Here is a 16,392-nt window from a genome sequence, read left to right as displayed (position 1 = left end):
CAGCCTAGCGGGAAATGGTGAAAGAATGATCGACAGGGGGGAGTTGCTCAGGAAGCTGGTGCTGCACGCGGCCCGCCTGAGCCTTCTTGCCCCCATTGCCGGCCGGCTTCTCGGCGGCATCGGCGCCATCCTGATGGTCCACCGCATCAACGACGACCGTCCGCGCGGCATCGGCGTCAACCGTCATCTCACGGTCACGCCCGGTTTTCTCGATGCCGTGCTGACCGAGGTCCGCCGCATGGGCTACGTGTTCGTCTCCATGGACGAGGCGGTCGACCGGTTGAAGAGCCGTTCCTCGGGCCAGCGGTTCGTCACCATCACCGCCGACGATGGCTATCGCGACAATCTGACCGACGCGCTGCCGGTGCTGGAGCGTCATGAGGCGCCCATCACCGTCCACGTTGCCCCGGCGTTGACCGAGGGCAAGGTGCTGCTCTGGTGGGATCTGCTGGAAGAGATCATCGCGACGCGTGACGTCGTCTATCTTTCCCTGCCGGAAGGACCGGCGGTCTTCGACTGCGACACGCCGACTGCGAAGTTCCGGGCCAACACCGAAATCCACAACTACCTGACCGACCGGGTCGCCGAGGAGGACCAGGTGCGCGTGATCGAGGGTCTGGCGCGCTCCTGCGGCATCGACCCGCTGCAAGCCGGCCACGCCTCCCTGATGGACTGGAACGAGTTGCGCCGCTTCGCCGCACATCCGCTGGTCACCATCGGCGCCCACACGGTGCATCACTACAACCTGCGCCGCCTGAGCGCCGAAAAGGCCTTGCGCGAACTGGCGGATGCACGCCGTCTCCTGCGCGTCGAGCTGGGCGAAACCCCGAGCCACATGGCTTACCCCTATGGCTACGAAGCGGCCGTGGGAAAGCGCGAGGTCGACCTGGCGCGCGAGGCCGGCTACGCATCGGCGGTGACGACGCGGCATGGCCTGCTCCAGACCGAGCATGCGTCGCATCTTCAGGCCTTGCCGCGGATCTCCGTCAACGGCCGCTACCAGCAGGTCGCCCATGTCGGCACGATGCTGTCGGGCATCACCACGCCGATCGCCAATCGCGGCCAGCGGGTCGTCACCGTCTGAGGCAGGGGTTCCCGGCTCTCAGGGCTGGGCCTTCGGCCCCGCCATCCATTTGATGATGGCCATCGCCGGCAGCACCCACAGCAGCCCGGTGAAGAAGAAGTAGGCGAGGTGGACGACCCAGGAGGACTCCGCCAGCTGCGCCACCGCCACGATCGTCGCGACGATGGCGTAGAACACCACCAGCGTGACGAGGAGAATGGTGCCGATCAGTTTCTTCAGACGCAGGGGCATGGCGCTTCCTTTCGGTGCTGCATGTACGCAGGCAGGCGCGAAAGGCAATGCCCTATGCGCGCCGCGGCGGTGGCGCGACCGCGTGCCGCGCGGAGAAGCCTTGCCAGCGCCCCGTCGATCGGCCACGAGACATCGCCGCATGAACCGTTGGACGAACCCATGACCGCCATCGCCGAATCGACGCTGCAGGACGCCATCGACCAGCAGGAGCGCAACCGCGTTCTCGTCCGGCGCTGGCTCTATGTCGTGCTGCTGGTCCTGTTTGCCCTCGTGGTGGTGGGCGGCGCGACCCGCCTGACCGAGTCCGGCCTGTCGATCACCGAATGGAAGCCGGTCATGGGCGTCCTCCCGCCGCTCACCGAGGAGGCCTGGGAGGTCGAACTCGAGAAGTACCGCCAGATTCCGGAATACCAGCTCATCAACAAGGGCATGAGCATGGACGACTTCAAGACCATCTACTGGTGGGAATGGAGCCACCGGCTGCTGGCCCGGGGCGTCGGCGTCGTCTTTGCCCTGCCGCTCGCCTTCTTCTGGCTGACCGGCCGCCTCGAAGGGCACTTGAAGCCCAAGCTTGTCGGCCTGCTGGCGCTGGGTGGCCTGCAGGGCGCGGTCGGCTGGTGGATGGTGGCGTCAGGTCTCGTCGACCGCACCGACGTCAGCCAGTACCGCCTCGCCACGCATCTCACGCTGGCCTGCGTCATCTTCGCGGCCACGATGGTGGTGGCCCGGGGACTGGCGCCGCACACGGCGGCGCCGTCGAAGGACGGGACGCGCAGCTTCGCGCTGGTGCTCATGCTCCTGGTGCTCGTGCAGATCTATCTCGGAGGCCTCGTCGCCGGTCTCAATGCCGGTCTTGCCTACAACACCTGGCCGCTGATGGACGGCGCGATCGTGCCGGGCGACCTCTTCATCCAGCGCCCCTGGTGGGTCAACTTCTTCGAGAACGCCAAGACCGTCCAGTTCGTGCATCGGATCGGCGGCTACGTGCTGTTTGCCGCCGCCCTGTGGCACATGATCCAGGCGCGCAGGGATGAGCCCGGCTCCACCCATGCGCGGCGTGCGCTGGTGCTGTTCCATCTGGTGCTGGTGCAGGCCGCCATCGGCATCACGACGCTGCTGCTGGAAGTCCAGATCGGCTGGGCGCTGCTTCACCAGGCCTTCGCGCTGGTGGTCTTGGGATTTGCGGCGGCGCACTGGCGGGCCACGCGCGGCAGCTATCCGGCCGAGACGGGCGTCGTCCTCCGCAGCTGAGCTGCCGACCGAGCGCGGCGCAGGGCGCGCCGCACTGCCGGCCCCGTGCTTACGCGGCGCGGCCGAGCATCAGGTCCATGTTCTGGACCGCCGCGCCCGAAGCCCCCTTGCCGAGATTGTCGAGCACGGCGACGAGGTTTGCCTGGCCCTTGCCTTCGGTGCCGAAGACGTAGAGCCGCATGCGGTCGGTGTCGTTGAGCGCGGTCGGGTCGACGCGCGCGACCGCGGCGCTGTCGGCCAGCGGCACGACCTCGACGACAGATTGCCCGGCATAATGGGCGACCAGCGCGTCATGCAGGTCGCGAAGCAACGGGGCGCCGTTCAGGTCGGACAGATGCAGCGGCACCTGCACGATCATGCCCTGGGCGAAGCGTCCGACGCTGGGCGAGAAGATCGGCCGGCGCGCCAGCAGCCCGTGCGCCTGCATCTCCGGCACGTGCTTGTGGGCGAGCGTCAGCCCGTAGAGAAAGTGCGGCGCCGCGATGTGCTCGGGATTGGCCGCGTCTTCCATCTGCGCGATCATCTGCTTGCCGCCGCCGGTGTAGCCCGAGACGGCGTTGACGCTGACGGGATAGTCGGCGGGCAGGAGGCCGGCTTCGACCAGCGGCCGGATGAGGCCGATGGCACCCGTTGGATAGCATCCCGGATTGGCCACGAGCCGCGCCCCGGCGATCTTGTCGCGCTGGCCGGCGGTCAGCTCGGCGAAGCCGTAGGCCCAGTCGGCATGGACACGGTGCGCCGTCGAGGTGTCGATGATGCGGGTGGAGTTCGTTCCTTCGAGCAGGGTCACCGCCTCCTTCGAGGCATCGTCCGGCAGGCACAGGATGGCGATGTCGGCGGCCTTCAGCATGTCTTCGCGCAGCGACTTGTTGCGCCGCTCCGCCTCGGGAATGGACAGGATGTCGAGATCGTCGCGGCTGCCGAGTCTTGTGCGGATCTGAAGGCCGGTCGTGCCGTGCTCGCCGTCGATGAAGATTTTCGGTTTCATGCTGTCTCGCCTGGATGGTAGAGAAATCAAAGGGTTGGATCGACGCGCGGACGATCGTCCGGACGGCGTCGATCGAGGTCGCGAGGCCCTGCCTCAGGACGCGGGTGTTTCCGGGCGTGCCGCCCTGGGGTGTCGTCGTCGGCTCATGCGAGGCGCGCCTTCCTTTCCGCCAGCAGGCCGAGATACATCTGGGCCACCGTCGCGCCCGCGATCGCCGTGATGTCGGCATGGTCGTAGGGCGGCGACACTTCTACGATGTCGGCCCCCACGATGTCGAGTTGGCCGAGCTGGCGCAGCACCGAAAACACCTTGGCCGAGGACGGGCCGCCCGCCACCGGCGTGCCGGTGCCCGGCGCGAAGGCGGGGTCGAGGCAGTCGATGTCGAAGGTGATGTAGGTCGGCGCGCCCGCCGTCCGCTCGATGATCGCGGTGGCGATCTCGGACGCCTTCATCTCTTCCACATCGTAGCCGTAGAGCATCTGGATGCCGCAATCCTCCGGCGCGTGGGTGCGGATGCCGACCTGGATCGACTTCGCCGCATCGATGACGCCCTCGCGCACCGCGCGGCCGACGAAATTGCCGTGGTTGATGCTCTTGCCGTCGTCGAACCACGTGTCCTGGTGGGCGTCGAACTGGACGAGCGCCAGCGGACCATGTTTCGCCGCATGGGCCTTGAGCAGCGGCCAGGTGACGAAATGGTCGCCGCCGAGCGAGACGAGGAAGGCGCCGCCCTTGATCAGCTTGGCCGCCTCGCGCTCGATGCGCCCCGGCGTCTTGCGGTGGTCGCCGGTGTCGAGCAGGCAGTCGCCATAGTCGACGACGGCAAGCTCGCCGGTGATGTCGCGGTGGAAGGGATATTGCGGGTCGTTGTCGAAGATCGCCGCGGCGCGTCGGATCGCCTGCGGGCCGAAGCGCGCGCCGGGGCGGTTGGTCACCGCCGCGTCGAAGGGAATGCCCCAGACGATGGCGTCGGCTCCCTTGATGGTCTTGGTGTAGCGCCGGCGCATGAAGGAGAGCGCGCCCGCATAGGTGGGGTCGCCCGCGCTGCCGGTGAGGCCCTTCGCGGTGAAGGCGTGGTCGATGGTGGATGCGGGCATTGGGTGCGTCTCCAGTTCCGCCGGGGCGGTCAGTTGCGGGTCGCGACGAAGCTGCGGAAGGATACCTGGTCGCGAGGGGTCCCCTCCGGATTGCCGGGGCGATAGAGGCCAAGCTTGTAGTACGGGGTTCCGCGCGCCGGGAAATGGTAGCGGGCCGATGTGAGCAGACGGCGTCCATCCATGGAAATGTCGAGCGTGTTGCCGCTGCCGGGATGGGTTGTGAAATCGACGGTGAACCGCCGCCATCCGGCCGCCAGCTGGCTTCGCGACACGCCCAGGCCGACCGCGCGATGCGTCTGCCCGTTGGCGTCGAGCAGGAAGGCCGACACCATCCCGTCGCCGCCGATCCTCAGCATGATGGGCGGCTTGCAACCGGTGCAGCCCCGGTTCCAGCTGTGAACCTGGAAAAAGCTCGTGCCGCGAGCCGACCGGCCGTCGGGCGCGAAACGCAGGGCGAACTCGGCGCGGTGGCGCGCGCCACGCGCGATGACGTCGCTGCGCAGTTCCGCGCGTTCCGAATAGGGCGCGCTGCCGCGCGGGCGGCTGTCGCCGTCGCAGCGTCCCTTGTCTCCATGGGCGAGCGTGAAGATCGTCGTGTCGCCCGCGCGCTGGATGGCATTCGGCCGCGGCAGGCCGCAGTCGCTGCGAAGCGGCACGGCCTGCGCCGGCCAGAGCGCGGCCATGAGAACCGCAGCCACGACAATCGCTGACAAATGGGGCGCCGACATCGCGCGCATGACCGTATCGCTTCTCATCACGCCGCAATAATGGGACTGCATGACAGCAACGCAAACGAAAAAAGCGGACCCGAAGGCCCGCTTTTCCCAGGTCGGTGAGGCGCGGATGCGGATCAGCGCTTCGAGAACTGGAACGAACGACGGGCCTTGGCCTTGCCGTACTTCTTGCGCTCGACGGTACGCGAATCGCGGGTCAGGAAGCCGCCCTTCTTGAGCACGCCGCGCAGCGCCGGCTCGTAGTAGGTCAGCGCCTTGGAGATGCCGTGACGCACCGCGCCGGCCTGGCCCGACAGGCCGCCGCCGACCACGGTCGCGACGATGTCGTACTGGCCTTCGCGGTTGGCCGCGACGATGGGCTGGCGCAGGATCATCTGCAGCACGGGGCGGGCGAAGTACGCCTTGTACTCCTTGTCGTTGATGACGACCTTGCCGGTGCCGGGACGGATCCAGACGCGGGCGATGGCGTCCTTGCGCTTGCCGGTCGCGTAGGCGCGGCCCTGGGCATCGAGCTTCTGGACATGGACCGGTGCGGCCGGCTGGGCGTTGGTGACGCCCGTCGCGGTGCCGAGTTCGGCGAGGGAATTCAGATCAGCCATTGACCGGGGTCCTTACGTTCTTCTTGCTCATCGAGCCCACGTCGAGCGTCTCGGGTGTCTGAGCCTCGTGCGGGTGGGCTGCGCCCGCATAGACGCGAAGGTTCTTCATCTGGCGACGGCCGAGCGGGCCGCGCGGGATCATGCGCTCGACGGCCTTCTCGAGCACGCGCTCGGGGAAACGGCCTTCCAGCAGGTCGCGCGCCGTGCGCTCCTTGATGCCGCCCGGGTGGCCGGTGTGCCAGTAATACACCTTGTCGGTGAACTTCTTGCCGGTCAGCACGACCTTGTCGGCGTTGATGATGATGACGTTGTCGCCATCGTCGACATGCGGCGTGAAGGTGGGCTTGTGCTTGCCGCGCAGGCGGTTGGCGACGATGGTGGCGAGGCGGCCGACGACGAGACCTTCGGCGTCGATCAGCACCCACTTCTTCGTCACCTCCGCAGGCTTCTGCGAAAAGGTTTTCATGGTGGTACTTTCCTGTCGGACCTTCCATCCGGTGAGGGAAGAGAAGGCGTTTCTTGTTGCTTGCGTTGGACGGCCGATCTGCCGGCCAACAGGAGAGCTGCGGCTGGTGGCCGCTGCGTCCGCGCGGTCTATAGGCGAAGGCCGTCGTGTCGTCAAGCGATGCAAGCCGACATCTCGCCAGATGTGTCAATGAATACAATGGCTTGCAATTGCGGTATTATTTTACCGCACTTTCCGGGCGGCGCTTGCCACCAGCGGCATGCCGAAGCTTCGGGTTGGACCCGCAGCCCGCCGCGGCAATCCATCTTGCACGCGCGCCACGAACGGATGGCGTTTCGGCCGAGCGAGAAGTAAAAAAATCGGAATGTGAAAAATTTCACTTGAGGAAAAGACGTATAGAATTGTGAAATATTTCAAGCGGCCAAAATAAATACTAATATGAATGACAAATGAACGGTATAATCAGTTCCGGTTCAGTCACCTGGCAGTAGAACGGTTGGCATTGGGGCAAGCAACCAACCAGACCTGAAACCGAAAGGAAACGATCATGACCATCCGCAACACCCTCGCCGCCGCCGCCGCTGTCGCCATCGCAGTCGTCGCCGGGTCCACCAGCTTTGCCGGCAACTTCGTGGCCATGCCCGCCTCGAACGGCGGCGCGTCCATCAACTGCTCGGTACCCAACAACGTGGTCTGCACCATCTCCAGCGCCAAGGGCGTGAAGTCGGTCAAGATCAGCGCCAACGGACCCTACGGCGCCTTCGACCTGGTCAACAAGAGCTATCGCAACTGCCCCAGGCAGGTGAAGGTCTCCTGGGACTCCGCCTATCAGGAGAGCGGCACCAAGATCGTCGAGTGCGCGCCGGGCGCCTTCAAGGCCGCGCACTGATCCCGTCTGACGGATCGGAACGGACGGGCCCCGCCATGCGCGGGGCCCGTTTTGCGTTAGTGCTCCGTGCGCAGGTCGAGAAGCGCCTGCGTTCCGCCCGCGACCGCGTCCAGCGCGCGGTCCAGCGCGCCGCCGAGCGCATCGATGCGGTCGACCGTCTCGGCATGACCGCCATGGGCGCGGGCAATCGCGGCATAGTCTGGGCTGGGCGACAGATCGGCCAGGAACATGCCGTCGTCCGCCGCGGCCGCGCCTTGCGGATACATGGCGAGGGTGGAGTTCCGCACCGCCCCCCAGCGCCGGTTGTTGAAGATGATGGTGAGCACCGGCAATTTGTGCGCCGCCGACACCCAGTGGCAGGCCACCGGATTGTTGAACATGTAGGCGCCGTCGCCGAGTGTCACCACCACCGGTCCGCGCGTGGTCGTATCGCGGGCGTCGGCGGCCGCGACCCCCAGCGCCGCGCCGAAGCCGAAGCCGAGGCCGCCGGCCGGCGTGAAGCCGTAAAACTGGCCCGGCCGGTCGAAGCGGGCGAACTCGGTGCGGAAGGAATACTCGTTCACCAGCACCGATTCCGTCGGCAGCCGGGCGGAAATCACCGCGCTAGCGCTCTCGGCCGTGAGACGCGTCATGTCGAGCCTGTCGGCCGACAGTCTCTTTGCCCGGTCGCGCGCGACGGCCCTGCGGCGAGCGTCCAGGCGCACGCCATCCGACGCGGCCGGCGAGCCGAGCGCCTTCGACAGCGCCGACAGCGCGGCCGCGGGCCCGGCGATGATCGATTCGACCGCAGGGAAGCTGCGCAGCGGGTAGCGCGAATACAGCGGATCATTGTCGATTTCCCAGAGCGGCGCGGTCGGCTTCGGGCGCGTGACGCGCGGCACCCAGGGCACGTCGCAGGCGATCGAGATGATCAGGTCCGCGGGGCCGAGCAGGTCCTTGGTGTCGAAGCCGAGCGCCATCTCGTGGTCGAAGGCGAGGCTGACGGAGCGCGCATTGTACTGGATGACCGGAATGGCCCACGCGTCCACGAGAGCGGTGAGCAGAGCGGTCGCGCGCGGGTCGCGGCCGAGATTGCTGGTCACGATGACCGGATAGTCGGCGGCGCGGATCGCAGAGGCGAGGCGGTCGATCGCATCGGCGTCGGCCGCCGGCTCGACCACGCGGCTGCGGCGACGGTCGGGCCGGACGGGCGACACGCGCTCGGCCAGCAGTTCCCGCGGCAGCGACAGATAGACCGGTCCCTGCGGCGGCGCGCAGGCGATGTCGAGCGCGCGGATCGCGACGTCCTCGACCTGTTCGGCGCTGCGCAGCTCGAAATCCCATTTCACCGCTTCGCGCAGCATGCCGCCCTGGTCGAACATCTCCTGCGCCCAGTGAATGAAGCGCGACCGGGTGCCCTCCGGCCCGTCTTCCGTGAGGGGCGTGCGGCCGGCGCTCAGCACGACAGGCACGCCGTCGCGAATGGCGTTCAGCGCCCCGCAGACCATGTTGGCCGTGCCGACGCTGACATGCACCATCGCCACCTGCGGACGGCCCGAGCGCAACGCGTCGCCATGCGCCATCGAAACGGCAAGATTTTCATGTGGAACCGTATAGGCCTTGGGAAGGTTGGTGCCCTTGGACGGCGCCCGCGCATAGGCTTCCACCACGGATGGAAAATCGGTCCCCGCCACGGCGTAGAGCGAGTCCACCCCGCCGTCCGTCAGGGCTTCGAGATAGGCTTCCGCCGCCAGCATCTCCGTGTGTTCCGCCTTCGTGTCCAATCCAGGATCCTCACATTAGTTATGGACAAATCGTCAAGAACGCGATCGATTGTCCATATGTTGCTGTCTTCGCTTGTGCAGGTCTGGGCCGCACGTTGCGGGCAAACCATCTCATGTGCCGGCCGATATGTCGACTTCCGAGGCCGCAATTCTCCAAATGTCTTTACAAAGTTCCGTTCGTGGGGTGGTATTGTCCAAATGGGTAGCGACAACGTTGCCCGCGAAAAAAACGGGAGCCTCCAACGCATGAAGATCATCCGAAACACCATCCGGGCCTTTGCCGGCGCGGCCGTCGCGGCGGCCCTCGGCCTCGCTGCGCTGCCGGCCGCCGCCCAGACGATCGGCATCGGAACCACTCAGGGGGGTGCGACGGGCCAGATCGGCATCGCCATCGCCCAGGCGGTTTCGCAAAACAGCGATCTGCGTGCGCTCCCGCAGGTCAGCGCCAACACCTCGCAATACATCCCGCTGGTGGACGCAGGCCGCCTCGAACTCGGCGTCGCCAACTATCCGCAGACCTACTACGCGATCCAGGGCACCGGAATGTCGACCGAGGCCGCCGCCAATCTGCGCGTCGTGGCCACGTTGATGCCGTTCCTGGCCGCGCTGGTGACGGCCGAATCGAGCGGCATCGAGACCTACGCCGACATCGCTGGCCGGAACGTGCCGCGCTATCCGGAGAATTCGCTCGGCGACTTCATCATCCGGGCCACCCTGGCCGCCGGCGGGCTGACCTATGACGACGTCAACAGCGTGCCGATCTCGAACTTCCCGCAGCAGTACGAGGCGTTCAAGGCCGGGCAGATCGCGGTGTCGATCGCCTCGGTCGGCGCGCAGCCGACCTTCGACCTGGAGGCCTCGGTGGGCAAGATCCAGTTCATCCCGGTCCCCCAGGAGGCCGAGGAACAGATCCGCACCCTGCTGCCCGGCGCCTATCTGCACGATGTCGCCGCCAGCGACACCTTGCCGGGCCTCGGTGCCGCCACCACGGTCATCGCCTATGACTACATGCTGTTTGCCGGCGCCAGCGTGCCCGACGACGTGATCGGCAAGGTGGTCCGCGCGATGTACGAGGGCGCAGAGGGCCTGAAGGCGTCGAGCCCGGTCTGGGCCGACTTCGATCGCGACCAGATGGGCAAGGCGGCCGAGATCCCCTACCACCCCGGCGCCGCTGCCTATTACCAGGAAATCGGCATCGCCGAGTAAGGCGCGCCGCACCCCGTCGAAAGGCCGTGCCGCGAAAGCGGTGCGGCCTTTTTCCGTTGCGGGACGATCGGCGGGCGCGTCAGCGCTTCGGCGGAATCGAATAGGTGCCCGTGGCGTGCGCGACGGTCAGCCGGTCCGGCCCGGCGACGATGTCGATGTCAAAGACCATCAGGCTGCGACCCAGCTTGATGATGCGGCAGTGGCCGTCGATCGGGCCGGGCTCGGCCTTGCGCACGAAGTTGATGTTGAGGTTCGTCGTCACCGACAGCGCGTCGGGGCCGGCATGGGACAGCACGCAGACGAAGCCGCCGATGTCGGCCAGCGTGAAAAGGCACGGCCCCGACACCGTGCCGCCGGGCCGCAGGTGCCGTTCGTTGGCATTGAGCCTGACCGTGCAGCCCCCAGGAAACACCTCGGTCGCCACATAGTCGGCATACTCGCCGTTGAGCTGGGGATAGACCGACACCATCAGCCGGTTGACCTCCTCGGTCGTCAGCACCGGCGAGGGCGTGTTGTTCCTCATCGTCGTGTCCATCGCCGTGCTCATCCCTTCGGCGCGTTGATGGGTCGGTTCTGCGTCCAGTCGAACGTTCCGAGATCGCGTTCGCGCACCGCGTGCTTCCAGCCCATCGCTTCCGCGCGATGCTTGAAGTTCAGCCCCTCCGGCGAGTGCCGGGTGATGCCGTCGAACAGGGTCGCGAACATCTGCGTCTGTTTCAAGCCCATCGCCTCGATCGCCTGGTTGACGACGAGCTTCTGCATCATCAGCTGGTTGACGGGCACGCCGGCCATGCGCTCGGCCAGCCGCTCCACCTCGGCGTCGAGATCGGCAGGCGGTACCGATTTCAGCACCAGGCCCATCGCCTCGGCTTCCTTGCCCTTCACCTTGTCGCCGGTGAACAGCATGCGCTTGGCGCGCTCGGGTCCCAGCCTGTAGACCCACATGGCGGTCGTCGGGCAGCCCCAGACACGGATCGGCATGTAGCCGATCTCGGCATCGTCGGCCATCACGATCATGTCGGCGCACAGCGCGATGTCGGAGCCGCCCGCGACTGCGAAGCCGTGCACCTTGGCGATCACCGGCCGGTGGCTGCGCCACAGCGACATGAACAGCTCGGTGTTGCGCATCATGAAGGCATAGTCCTGCATCGGGTCCCAGGGCATGTCCTGCGTCATCGCGTTGCCGGCGCCGCTGTCCTGTTCGGCGTAGTAGGCGAGGTCATAGCCGGCGCAGAAGGCGCGGCCGGCACCCGACAGGATGATCACATGCACGCCGGCATCCGCGTTCGCCTGCGCCACGCAGTCGGCGAGTTCGACCGGCAGGTCGTCGTCGATCGCATTGAGCACGTCGGGGCGGTTGAGGGTGACCCGGGCGATCCGCCCGTCTTTCTCGTACAGGACCCGCGGCATGATATCCTCCCGCATTCCGTTTCCGTAAACGTCAATCAATCTGTCTCATTTCCGGGCTTTTCTTCAACCCGCTCCATGATAGTTCTCTTGGTCCAAGGGAAAGACGCGCCGAAGGAAGTGCAGATGGCCGAGATTGTGGCGATGAAACGATCCATGGAGGAGGGGCCGGTCCATGCGAGCCTGTCGGGCGGCATCCTGACGCTGACGCTCGCCAATCCGCCCGCCAATGCCCTGTCGATCGCGACGATGGAGGCGCTGCAGGGCGCGCTCGACCAGGCGCGCGACGACGACGCCGTGCGCGTCGTGGTGCTTGCGGCGGCGGGCAAGGTGTTCTGCGCCGGGCACGACCTGAAGGAACTGACCGCGCATCGTGCCGACGCCGATCGCGGCCGCGCCTTCTACGAGAAGACCATGCGGCTCTGCGCGGGGGTCATGCAGTCGATCGTGCGGTTGCCGAAGCCCGTGATCGCCGAAGTCGCCGGCACGGCGACCGCCGCCGGCTGCCAGCTGGTGGCGAGCTGCGACCTCGCGGTGGCCACCACCGAGGCGATGTTCGCCACGCCCGGCGTCAACATCGGCCTGTTCTGCTCGACCCCGATGGTGGCGCTGTCGCGCAACGTCTCGCGCAAGCATGCGATGGAAATGCTCCTCACCGGCGAGATGATCGACGCGACGACGGCCCGCGAATTCGGCCTGGTCAACCGCGTGGTGCCGCCGGAATATCTGAATCAGATCGTGCGGAAATACGCCGAAACCATTGTTTCCAAATCGCCTCTGACGCTGAAGATCGGCAAGGAAGCCTTCTACGCGCAGGCCGAGATGGGCCTGTCGGACGCCTACGACTATGCCGTCAAGGTGATGGTGGAGAACATGATGGCGCGCGACGCCGAGGAGGGCATCAAGGCCTTCGTGGAAAAGCGCAGGCCGGAGTGGACGGGAGAGTGATGGAGCCGCGGGTCTCCATCGTCACGCTCGGCGTCCATGATCTCGACCGGGCGGTACGCTTCTACGAGGCGATGGGACTGACGCGTCACGCCGGCATCACCGAGGGCGTCGCGTTCTACCAGATGGGCGGCATCATCCTGTCGCTGTTCCCGCGCGGCGAACTGGCGAAGGACGCGGGGATCGATCCCGACGGCTCGGGCTTTTCGGGCATCGCGCTCGCCTACAACACCCGCTCGGAAGCGGAGGTCGACGCGGTTCTTTCAAGAGCCGTCGAGGCGGGCGGCACGATCGTCAGGCCGGCGGGCCGCGCCTTCTGGGGCGGCCGGACGGGCTATTTCGCCGACGCCGAGGGACATCTGTGGGAGGTCGCGCACAACTCGACCTTCCCGATCGCCGCGGATGGGTCGATTACGCTGCCCGACTGACGGTCCGGCCTCCGAAACGCCCCGGCGGCGCCCGCTTGTTGCCCAGCCGCGGCCATGCTCGTCGATATGATCGCCCGCGGGCATGATGGGTGGGCGAGGCATGGCGCGTCTGGCGACATTGGCACTGGCAGGCTTCATGGCGGGTGCGGAAAGCGCGGCCGCGCAGACGGTGCATCACGAAAGCCTGGAGCCGCCGCTCTATCCCGAGATCATCCTCGAAACGGACGACAGCTTTTCCGACGACCCTGAACTGAGCGCCTTCCGCCGCGCCTTGGCGGAGGCCGCCGGCTACCGATGGGGCAGGCCGCTCGATCCGGAGGCCGTTCTCCCCTTCCTTGCCGCCGAGGTCGAATTCTTCATCGGGCAGAAGGGGAGGGGATTTCGCGAGGCGTTCGTGTCGCTGGGCCACCATCCCGCCCGCCGCGCGCTGGAGATGGCGGGACGCCTGACGCGCGGGAGCGACAGCGCCGATTCGAGCGTTCAAAGCCGGTATGGTCTGTACGTGCTTGAGCAACTCGTCATGGAGCCGACGGTCGGCCGGACGCCCTGGCTCGACGGCCGCATCTGCACCGCGAGCTACGGGCGGATTTCCTGGCCCGATTGGATCGCGCTGGACGGCAAGCTGCGTTTCATCGACCGGGAACATTGGGTCATTGCGAGCGTCGTAACACCCGACGGCATGGAGGGTCTTCCGGTCGCCGGCTGGCCGAAGCCCTACCAGATGGTTCCGGTCGCGCCTGAACAGAAGCGCTCCGGCGGGTCGCTGGGGATCATCCATCCCGACGGAGGCGTGGTGTTCTTCAGCACGTTCCACGGATCGGACGCCAGCCACTTCGCGCCCTATCTCAACTCGCATCTCTGCTTCGAGGAGCGCGAGGGCGCCTGGAAGGTCTCGGTGATCGCGATGCGGCTTGATTGACGCCTTGCCTTCCGGCAAAGGAAGCGCATGAACCACGATGCCTATGACGACGCCTACATCTCCGGGATCCTGCATGAGACGCGCACCATCGCGGTGGTCGGCGCCTCGGCCAACGACGTCCGGCCGTCGTTCTTCGTGACGAAGTACCTGATCGACAAGGGCTACACCGTCTACCCGATCAATCCGGGCCAGGCCGGCAAGGACATCCTCGGCCGGCCGGTCTTCGCGCGGCTGGCCGACGTGCCCGAGCCGATCGACATGGTCGACGTGTTCCGCGCCTCCGAAGCGGCCGCCGGCGTCGTCGACGAGGCGCTGGCGCTCGACCCGCTGCCCAAGGTGATCTGGCTGCAGCTCGGCGTGCGCAACGACGACGCGGCGGCGAAGGCGGAAGCCGCCGGCGTCAAGGTCGTCATGAACCGCTGCCCCAAGATAGAGTATGGCCGCATGTCCGGCGAGATCGGCTGGAACGGGGTCAACAGCCGCATGATCTCGTCGAAGAAGCCGGTCATGCGCGCCGGCTTCCAGAGCTTCGGCATCCGCAAGCGCTGACGCTGCGGACGAATTGATCCGGCTGCCTGCGCTTTTCGCAATGGTTTTTCGGCGATCGCCGGGTCTTTGCACGATTCCCCTTTGATTTCGCGAACACGCTTTGCGAAAACCCCCGCAACCGCAATCCGCTGCCATGCGCAGCCTGGGAGGACATGACATGACACAGCGCACGCCCGGTTTCGACACGCTCGCCATCCACGCGGGCGCCCAGCCCGACCCGGCGACCGGCGCCCGCGCCACGCCGATCTACCAGACGACGTCCTTCGTCTTCGACGATGCCGACCATGCCGCCTCGCTGTTCGGGCTGAAGGCCTTCGGCAACATCTACACCCGCATCATGAACCCGACGCAGGCGGTGCTCGAGGAGCGCGTCGCCGCGCTGGAAGGCGGCACTGCCGCGCTCGCCACGGCTTCGGGCCATGCCGCCCAGCTCCTCGTCTTCCACACGATCATGCAGCCGGGCGCCAATTTCGTCGCCGCCAACAAGCTCTACGGCGGTTCGATCAACCAGTTCGGCCATGCCTTCAAGAACTTCGACTGGCGCGTTCGCTGGGCGGATGCGGGCGATCCGGCCTCGTTCGAGGCGCAGATCGACGATCAGACCCGCGCGATCTTCGTCGAGAGCCTGGCCAATCCCGGCGGCACCTTCGTCGACATCGAGAAGATCGGCGACGTGGCCCGCAAGCACGGCCTGCCGCTGATCGTCGACAACACCATGGCCTCGCCCTACCTGCTGCGTCCGATCGAGCATGGCGCCGACGTGGTGATCCACTCGCTGACCAAGTTCCTCGGCGGCCACGGCAATTCCATGGGCGGTGCCATCGTCGACGGCGGCACCTTCGACTGGTCGAAGAGCGGCAACTATCCGATGCTGTCGCAGCCGCGCCCCGAATATGCCGGCCTCGTCCTGCACGAGACCTTCGGCAATTTCGCCTTCGCCATCGCTTGCCGCGTGCTCGGCCTGCGCGATTTCGGCCCGTCCATCTCGCCCTTCAACGCCTTCATGATCCTGCAGGGCATCGAGACCCTGTCGCTCAGGATGCAGCGCCATTGCGAGAATGCGCTGAAGGTGGCGACCTGGCTGAAGCAGCACCCGAAGGTCGCCTGGGTTTCCTATCCCGGCCTGGCCGACGATCCCAACCATGCGATGATGAAGAAGTATTCGCCGAACGGCGCGGGCGCCGTGTTCACCTTCGGCCTCGCCGGCGGCTACGAAGCCGGTGTGAAGGTCGTCGAAGGCGTCGAGCTCTTCTCGCACCTGGCCAACATCGGCGACGTGCGCTCGCTCATCATCCATCCGGCCTCCACCACCCACCGCCAGCTGACCGACGAGCAGAAGGTGGCGGCGGGCGCCGGGCCGGACACCATCCGCCTGTCGGTCGGCATCGAGAGCGCCGAGGACATCATCGCCGACCTCGAGCAGGCGCTGGCGAAGGCCTGAGCCGATGGCGCGGTTCGCGGCCATCGACGTCGCCGGCGTCGAGCCGGAGCATGGCGCCCCGGCGGCCGAGCGGCTGATCGCGGGCGATCCGCGCTTCACCACCTGGAACGTCGAGGAGGCCGAAGGCGGCCTCTATGCCGGCATCTGGGAGGCCACGCCGGGCAAGTGGCGCATCGTCTACGACGAGTGGGAGTTCTGCCACATCCTGTCCGGCGTCTCGGTGATCGCCGAGGAGGGCGGCGAGGCCCGCACGGTCAAGGCCGGCGACAGCTTCGTGCTCAGGCCCGGCTTCAGGGGAACCTGGGAAGTCGTTGAAACGACTCGCAAGGAGTATGTGATCAAGGTGTAGGATCGACGGGGAGGGCGGCGTGCGCCACCGCCAGCCGAACGTATTG

The 16,392-nt window shown here is 66.7% G+C and carries 19 protein-coding genes; 10 read left to right on the top strand and 9 right to left on the bottom strand.

Annotated features, from left to right (window positions below):
• Positions 1-25: 25 nt before the first annotated feature.
• Entirely contained in the window at positions 26-1,084 is a 1,059-nt protein-coding gene (locus EJC49_RS05855) for a polysaccharide deacetylase family protein (RefSeq protein ID WP_126698526.1), read from the top strand.
• Positions 1,085-1,102: 18 nt separating this feature from the next.
• Here the strand turns inward: EJC49_RS05855 and EJC49_RS05850 are convergent, their stop codons facing one another.
• A complete protein-coding gene (locus tag EJC49_RS05850) occupies positions 1,103-1,315 on the bottom strand; it encodes a DUF2842 domain-containing protein (RefSeq protein WP_126698525.1) in 213 nt (70 codons plus the stop codon).
• Positions 1,316-1,474: 159 nt separating this feature from the next.
• Between EJC49_RS05850 and EJC49_RS05845 the strand changes: the two genes are divergently transcribed.
• On the top strand, positions 1,475-2,566 hold the full coding sequence (locus tag EJC49_RS05845) for a COX15/CtaA family protein (RefSeq protein WP_126698524.1): 1,092 nt from the start codon (positions 1,475-1,477) through the stop codon (positions 2,564-2,566).
• A gap of 49 nt (positions 2,567-2,615) precedes the next feature.
• Here EJC49_RS05845 and argC read toward each other — a convergent pair whose 3' ends face one another.
• The 5 genes from argC to rplM all read right to left on the bottom strand — a co-directional run bounded on the left by argC (position 2,616) and on the right by rplM (position 6,450).
• Positions 2,616-3,554, bottom strand: coding sequence for an N-acetyl-gamma-glutamyl-phosphate reductase (argC, locus tag EJC49_RS05840; RefSeq protein WP_126698523.1), 939 nt, complete (start codon positions 3,552-3,554; stop codon positions 2,616-2,618).
• A 143-nt stretch (positions 3,555-3,697) separates the two neighbouring features.
• Positions 3,698-4,651, bottom strand: a complete 954-nt coding sequence (speB, locus tag EJC49_RS05835; RefSeq protein ID WP_126698522.1) for an agmatinase — start codon at positions 4,649-4,651, stop codon at positions 3,698-3,700.
• 29 nt (positions 4,652-4,680) lie between these two features.
• Positions 4,681-5,349, bottom strand: a complete 669-nt coding sequence (locus tag EJC49_RS05830; protein ID WP_170314629.1) for a heparin lyase I family protein — start codon at positions 5,347-5,349, stop codon at positions 4,681-4,683.
• 152 nt (positions 5,350-5,501) lie between these two features.
• A complete protein-coding gene (gene rpsI, locus EJC49_RS05825) occupies positions 5,502-5,984 on the bottom strand; it encodes a 30S ribosomal protein S9 (protein WP_126698520.1) in 483 nt (160 codons plus the stop codon).
• A complete protein-coding gene (gene rplM / locus EJC49_RS05820; RefSeq protein ID WP_126698519.1) occupies positions 5,977-6,450 on the bottom strand; it encodes a 50S ribosomal protein L13 in 474 nt (157 codons plus the stop codon). Before rplM ends, rpsI begins: the two co-directional genes overlap by 8 nt.
• Positions 6,451-6,997: 547 nt before the next feature.
• Between rplM and EJC49_RS05815 the strand changes: the two genes are divergently transcribed.
• A complete protein-coding gene (locus tag EJC49_RS05815) occupies positions 6,998-7,339 on the top strand; it encodes a hypothetical protein (protein ID WP_126698518.1) in 342 nt (113 codons plus the stop codon).
• 56 nt (positions 7,340-7,395) lie between these two features.
• Here the strand turns inward: EJC49_RS05815 and EJC49_RS05810 are convergent, their stop codons facing one another.
• Entirely contained in the window at positions 7,396-9,102 is a 1,707-nt protein-coding gene (locus tag EJC49_RS05810; RefSeq protein WP_126698517.1) for a thiamine pyrophosphate-requiring protein, read from the bottom strand.
• Positions 9,103-9,348: 246 nt separating this feature from the next.
• Between EJC49_RS05810 and EJC49_RS05805 the strand changes: the two genes are divergently transcribed.
• Positions 9,349-10,308 (top strand): TAXI family TRAP transporter solute-binding subunit, encoded by a 960-nt coding sequence (locus tag EJC49_RS05805; RefSeq protein ID WP_170314628.1) that lies wholly within the window; start codon positions 9,349-9,351, stop codon positions 10,306-10,308.
• Positions 10,309-10,387: 79 nt separating this feature from the next.
• On the opposite strand, the gene EJC49_RS05800 is transcribed toward EJC49_RS05805, so the two are convergent.
• Together EJC49_RS05800 and EJC49_RS05795 are read right to left on the bottom strand one after the other, a co-directional pair.
• Positions 10,388-10,831 (bottom strand): PaaI family thioesterase, encoded by a 444-nt coding sequence (locus EJC49_RS05800; protein ID WP_126698595.1) that lies wholly within the window; start codon positions 10,829-10,831, stop codon positions 10,388-10,390.
• 20 nt (positions 10,832-10,851) lie between these two features.
• Positions 10,852-11,718 carry a crotonase/enoyl-CoA hydratase family protein gene (locus EJC49_RS05795; RefSeq protein WP_126698515.1) on the bottom strand — a complete coding sequence of 289 codons (867 nt, stop codon included), beginning with the start codon at positions 11,716-11,718 and terminating at the stop codon, positions 10,852-10,854.
• Positions 11,719-11,841: 123 nt separating this feature from the next.
• Here EJC49_RS05795 and EJC49_RS05790 point away from each other — a divergent pair, with 123 nt between their 5' ends.
• From EJC49_RS05790 to EJC49_RS05765, 6 genes are all read left to right on the top strand, one after another.
• The gene (locus EJC49_RS05790; protein ID WP_126698514.1) at positions 11,842-12,663 is read left to right on the top strand and encodes an enoyl-CoA hydratase; all 822 of its coding nucleotides are present in this window, start codon (positions 11,842-11,844) and stop codon (positions 12,661-12,663) included.
• On the top strand, positions 12,663-13,088 hold the full coding sequence (locus EJC49_RS05785; protein ID WP_126698594.1) for a VOC family protein: 426 nt from the start codon (positions 12,663-12,665) through the stop codon (positions 13,086-13,088). The genes EJC49_RS05790 and EJC49_RS05785 overlap by 1 nt, the downstream gene beginning before the upstream one ends.
• A gap of 100 nt (positions 13,089-13,188) precedes the next feature.
• Complete coding sequence (locus tag EJC49_RS05780) at positions 13,189-14,007, top strand: hypothetical protein (protein ID WP_126698513.1); 819 nt, start codon at positions 13,189-13,191, stop codon at positions 14,005-14,007.
• Between the two features lie 27 nt (positions 14,008-14,034).
• Positions 14,035-14,556, top strand: a complete 522-nt coding sequence (locus EJC49_RS05775; protein WP_126698512.1) for a CoA-binding protein — start codon at positions 14,035-14,037, stop codon at positions 14,554-14,556.
• A gap of 157 nt (positions 14,557-14,713) precedes the next feature.
• Complete coding sequence (locus tag EJC49_RS05770; RefSeq protein WP_126698511.1) at positions 14,714-15,997, top strand: O-acetylhomoserine aminocarboxypropyltransferase; 1,284 nt, start codon at positions 14,714-14,716, stop codon at positions 15,995-15,997.
• 4 nt (positions 15,998-16,001) lie between these two features.
• Positions 16,002-16,346, top strand: coding sequence for a cupin domain-containing protein (locus EJC49_RS05765; protein WP_126698510.1), 345 nt, complete (start codon positions 16,002-16,004; stop codon positions 16,344-16,346).
• Positions 16,347-16,392 lie beyond the last annotated feature (46 nt).

Origin of the sequence: Aquibium carbonis, from assembly GCF_003970795.1 — a bacterium.
GTDB classification, from domain to species: Bacteria; Pseudomonadota; Alphaproteobacteria; order Rhizobiales; family Rhizobiaceae; genus Aquibium; species Aquibium carbonis.
The sequence above is the reverse complement of the archived record's forward strand: the minus strand, read 5'-3'. Positions and strand labels throughout refer to the sequence as shown.